Annotated in this window: 4 protein-coding genes; 2 read left to right on the top strand and 2 right to left on the bottom strand. The window is 44.9% G+C overall.

Annotated elements, in window-relative coordinates:
- Window positions 1-221 (bottom strand): helix-turn-helix domain-containing protein (locus HMPREF0666_RS16560; RefSeq protein WP_009011697.1); only part of this gene is annotated, 221 nt, incomplete at its 3' end.
- Between the two features lie 412 nt (window positions 222-633).
- Entirely contained in the window at window positions 634-2,058 is a 1,425-nt protein-coding gene (locus HMPREF0666_RS07080; RefSeq protein WP_009011695.1) for a sodium:alanine symporter family protein, read from the bottom strand.
- Window positions 2,059-2,198: 140 nt separating this feature from the next.
- Between HMPREF0666_RS07080 and HMPREF0666_RS07075 the strand changes: the two genes are divergently transcribed.
- Window positions 2,199-3,116 (top strand): YitT family protein, encoded by a 918-nt coding sequence (locus tag HMPREF0666_RS07075; RefSeq protein ID WP_042856159.1) that lies wholly within the window; start codon window positions 2,199-2,201, stop codon window positions 3,114-3,116.
- A gap of 22 nt (window positions 3,117-3,138) precedes the next feature.
- Window positions 3,139-4,233: a tRNA 2-thiouridine(34) synthase MnmA gene (mnmA, locus tag HMPREF0666_RS07070; RefSeq protein WP_009011693.1), complete on the top strand. Its 1,095-nt coding sequence runs from the start codon at window positions 3,139-3,141 to the stop codon at window positions 4,231-4,233.
- Window positions 4,234-4,977: the final 744 nt, after the last annotated feature.

Raw genomic sequence — 4,977 nt, 5'->3', positions numbered from 1 at the left:
TCGACTGAACGATTGCCTGGCTTTCTGCGCCTTGTTTGTACTGCATTTGCTTGGGCAGTTTCCCAATTATAGTGTCTTCGGACTCCGCTATTACGTCTTATTTCACGAGACACTGTACTTGCACTTACATTTATCGCCTTGGCAATATCTTTTTGTTTCGTTCTATTTTGGAGTAGCACAGAAATTGTGTACCTTTGCTCCGAGGTTAATTGTTTGTACATTGCAATGCAAAATTAATTAATCTTTGGGAGACAGAGGTCTCCCTTTCTTATTTTTATGCATTGCTTGTTGATTTTCTTCTCATGGGGGCTTCTCGCCCCCAAACCCCTCGGTGTTTTCAGGTATAGATTATTAAGCTACACCAGCACTTGGGATTGCAGTTCTATGTTGAACTTGCGTAGAAATACCCTCCGTGAGAGAAAAAAATACCCTCCGTGAGAGAAAGAAATACCCGCTGTGAGAGAAAGAAATACCCTCCGTGAGAGAAAGAAATACCCGCTGTGAGAGAAAGAAATACCCTCCGTGAGAGAAAGAAATACCCGCTGTGAGAGAAAAATACTCCCAACAATCTCACGCAGCATAACTCTAAAAAGGAAAAGAGCTTACCACCAACACAAGTAAGCCCCTTCCCTCCTACCAACATTCAATATCTTTTTCGATATCAGGCATTGTCTCGCGTTTGAAGACAGGACTCTTCACACCTGCCCGCTTCTGTTGTCGATAGTCATCGAGTAGGCGGAAGGCATATTTACCAAGTGTGATGATAGCTATAAGATTGCATATTGTGACGAGCGCCATAAAGAAATCGCCAATACTCCATACAAGGTCAAGACTGGCGATAGCACCAAACATCACCATCAAACCGCCTGTGATGATACGCAGAACGAGGATGGCTGAAGGACGCTGGGTGAGGAAGCGCACGTTAGCCTCACCATAATAATAGTTTCCAATAATACTACTAAACGCAAAGAAGAAGATAGCGATAGCAACAAATATCGGTCCACTCGAGCCTACCTCATGCTCTAAGGCATTCTGTGTAAGCATAATACCCGACGCTGAACCGTCTGTATAAAGTCCGCTAATGATAATAATAAAAGCCGTACAACTACAAACGAGCAGCGTATCAGTGAACACTCCGAGCGACTGAATAAGTCCTTGTTTGACAGGATGGGTCGTTGATGCGGTTGCAGCAATGTTCGGTGCCGATCCCTCACCAGCCTCATTACTAAACAGTCCACGCTTTATTCCATTCATCATCGTGGCACCTAAGCTGCCTCCCGCTATCTGTCCAAAGCCAAAAGCATTCTCAATAATAAGGCGGAAGACGTGTGGAATGAGTTGAATATTCATAACGATAACCACCAAGGCAAGGACGACATAGCCCACTGCCATCAATGGAACGAAGACACTACTGACCTTCGCAATGCGCTGAATACCACCGAAGACGATGACCAAAGAGAGTACTGCAAGGGCAACACCCATCCATGTGGGATTGATAGAAAAGGCCTTCTGCATTGCTCCACATATCGTATTACTTTGTATAGAGATATAAGCCATACAGAATGTCATCGTTATCAGGATGGCAAAAAGCTTCGACATCCATTTGCAATGCATACCATGAAGGATGTAATAGGCGGGGCCACCAATGAACGAGTCGGCATGGCGACGCTTATACAATTGGGCCAGCGTTGACTCGATGAAGGCCGTGGCCGACCCAAGGAGAGCGATAATCCACATCCAGAAGACAGCTCCCGGACCGCCAATGGCTATGGCACTCGCCACACCAGCAAGGTTTCCTGTCCCAACACGGGACGCAATAGAGACTGCAAAGGCTTGAAAGGAAGATACATGCTTCTCCCCTTTATCGTGTGTACCTGTCGATTCACCCAATAGGCGAACCATCTCACCTACCATACGAAACTGCACGAAATGCGTACGAAACGTAAACCATAACGCACAGAGAATAAGTGCCGCAACAAGAATATACGACCATGTAAAATCATTGATTGACACGATGCTCTTATTCAACCATCCGTCAGCAGAAAAGATATCAACCATAGTATATTAGGTTTATTACTGACCACAAAAATAATAAAAACATCTGAAAGTTGCCCTATTATCCCATAAAAGTTTTGCTATTCACTTGACATTCACAATATTTTCACTAACTTTGCACAAAGCTAATGGTTGACAAACACATGGTAAGAAAAAGAAAGAATAAGTTAAGAGATGTACGCGAGTTCCTGATGATTGCGTTAGCTATGCTCATTGGGAGTTTCGGCTGGTGTGCTTTTCTGTTGCCCCACCACATCACAATAGGTGGTATTGCGGGTATTGCGTCTGTCATTCAGTGGGGTTTCAACATCCCAGTGCAGTATACCTACCTTATTATTAATGGCATACTGCTCTTTGTCGCGTTAAAGATCTTGGGTTGGAAGTTCTGCGTAAGGACAATCTTTGCCGTATTGGTCTTTGCCTTCTCGACATCAGTATTGCGTGAGGCCTTCTCTAATCATCCCTTGTTTTCTGACGAGCCGTTCCTTGCCTGCGTCGTGGGTGGTGTGCTCTTAGGGGTCGGAGTGAGCATTGCTCTACAGTATAATGCCAGTTCGGGTGGTTCAGATGTTATTGCCGCAATGATTCATAAGTACCGAGATATATCGCTCGGACGTGTCATCTTGGCATGTGACCTGTGTATCATCACCTCCAGTTATCTTGTGTTAGAGAACTGGGAGAAGGTTATCTACGGTTATATCGTCCTCTTTGTGATGACCTACGTGGTAGACTATCTTATCAACGGTATGCGTGGCTCGGTGCAGTTCTTTGTCATCTCTGACCATTGGGGAGAGATAGGTTCTGCCATAAACAACGATGTCGACCGTGGTTGTACGGTCATTGAAGCACGCGGATTCTACACGGGTAAGAAGGTGGGAATGCTCTTTGTCATCGCACGACGGTCTGAAGCCCACTCTATCTATCAAGTGATTGACGAAATAGACCCTAACGCCTTTGTTTCACAAGGTGCTGTCAACGGTGTCTATGGCATGGGCTTTGATAGAATGAAGGTGGCCCACAAGAAGAAAGCGGCCGACGAGAAAGTAAAAGAAAAAGTATAAGTAAGAAGGAAAGATAGTAAAGATGGATATTCAGGAACTCGAAGGTAAGCGTATTGCCGTTCTCCTTTCTGGAGGCGTCGACAGCTCTGTTGTAGTCTATGAGTTTGCACGCTTAGGACTACATCCCGACTGTTTCTATATAAAGATAGGACCAGAAGAGAAAGAGGACTGGGACTGCAACTCAGAAGAAGACCTTGAGATGGCTACGCTTGTGGCACGTCGCTTTGGCTGTAAGTTGGAGGTCATCGACTGTCATAAGGAGTATTGGGACCAGGTGACACGCTACACTATGGAGAAGGTGAAAGCTGGCTTTACACCAAACCCAGACGTGATGTGCAACCGACTGATAAAGTTTGGGGCCTTTGATGAGAAGATGGGACATGACTATGACCTCATCGCAACGGGCCATTATGCACAGACTGAGTGGATTGATGGGCGTAAGTGGCTCACAACAAGTCCTGACCCAGTGAAAGACCAGACCGATTTCTTGGCACAGATTTACGACTGGCAGCTGAAGAAAGCAATCTTCCCTATTGGCCACTACGAGAAGAATGAGGTGCGAGAGATTGCCGAACGTGAGAATCTCATCAATGCCCATCGCAAGGATTCGCAGGGTATCTGCTTCCTTGGGAACATCGATTATAACGAGTATGTACGTCGTTATTTAGGCGAACAAATAGGCGACGTCATCGAACTTGAGACGGGAAAGAAGATAGGCGAACACAAGGGACTATGGTTCCATACCATCGGGCAACGTAAAGGGCTCGGTCTTGGCGGTGGCCCTTGGTTTGTTATTAAGAAAGATGTAACTAAAAATATCCTATATGTAAGTCATGGTTACGACCCTGCTACAGCCTATAAAAAAGATTTCCCGCTCCATGACTTCCATTTCTTAACAGAAGGTATTACAACCTTACCAGAGAAGATTACCTTCAAGATTCGCCATACACCTGAGTACCATCCAGCAACTGTTAATCAGTTGTCGGACGGTAGGTGTTTGATTCACTCTGCCAAAAACATCCATGGGGTGGCCCCTGGACAGTTCTGTGTTGTCTATGATGAACAACATCACCGATGCTTTGGGTCAGGCGAAATAGCGTTGTCAGTGGACGAGTAAACGAGTGGAACTGTTAACAAGTTGACGAGTTAACGGGTAGACAGGGTATGTATTCTGCTGATAAGAAGACAGGGTAACAGATAAACAGGAGGTTTTTGTAAGTTAACGAGTAGACGAGTTAACGGGTAGACAGGGTATTTGCAAGTTAACAAGTTGACGAGTTAACGGGTAGACAGGGTATGTCTTTTGCTGATAAGAAGACAGGGTAACAGGTAAACAGATTTTGTCGTAAGTGGACAAGTAGACAGGGTAACAGATAAACAGGCTTCGCTGCGTGGTAACAAATTGATAAGGTAACGAGCTTAAAAGCTATATCTCTAACAAAGGATATATTTTTCTCTCACTGAGGTGATTCTCTTCTCTTATAGAGGGTATTTCTATCTCTCACAGAAATCACAAATTTAATAGAGCGTTTAAGCACATAGCTTAATTCTTGTGGGTATATTATCTCTCACAGAGCGCACGAATTTAACAGAACGTTTTAGCACACTGCTTATTTTCTGTGGGTATATTATCTCTCACAGAGTACACAGAGTTAACAGAGCGTTTTAGCACACTGCTTATTTTCTGTGGGTATATTATCTCTCACAGAGCACACAGAATTAACAAAACATTTTAGCACACGTTTCGAGCCCACAAGATAGTGGCCCCTCCCCAACCCTCCCCGCAGGGAGGGCGTAGTATGCGAGGTTACCCTACTGGGCTGCTTGCATACTTCGTAGAGGTTTCTCTCACAGAACTCAC

The organism is Prevotella sp. C561 (assembly GCF_000224595.1).
Taxonomy (GTDB): domain Bacteria; phylum Bacteroidota; class Bacteroidia; order Bacteroidales; family Bacteroidaceae; genus Prevotella; species Prevotella jejuni.
The sequence above is the reverse complement of the archived record's forward strand: the minus strand, read 5'-3'. Positions and strand labels throughout refer to the sequence as shown.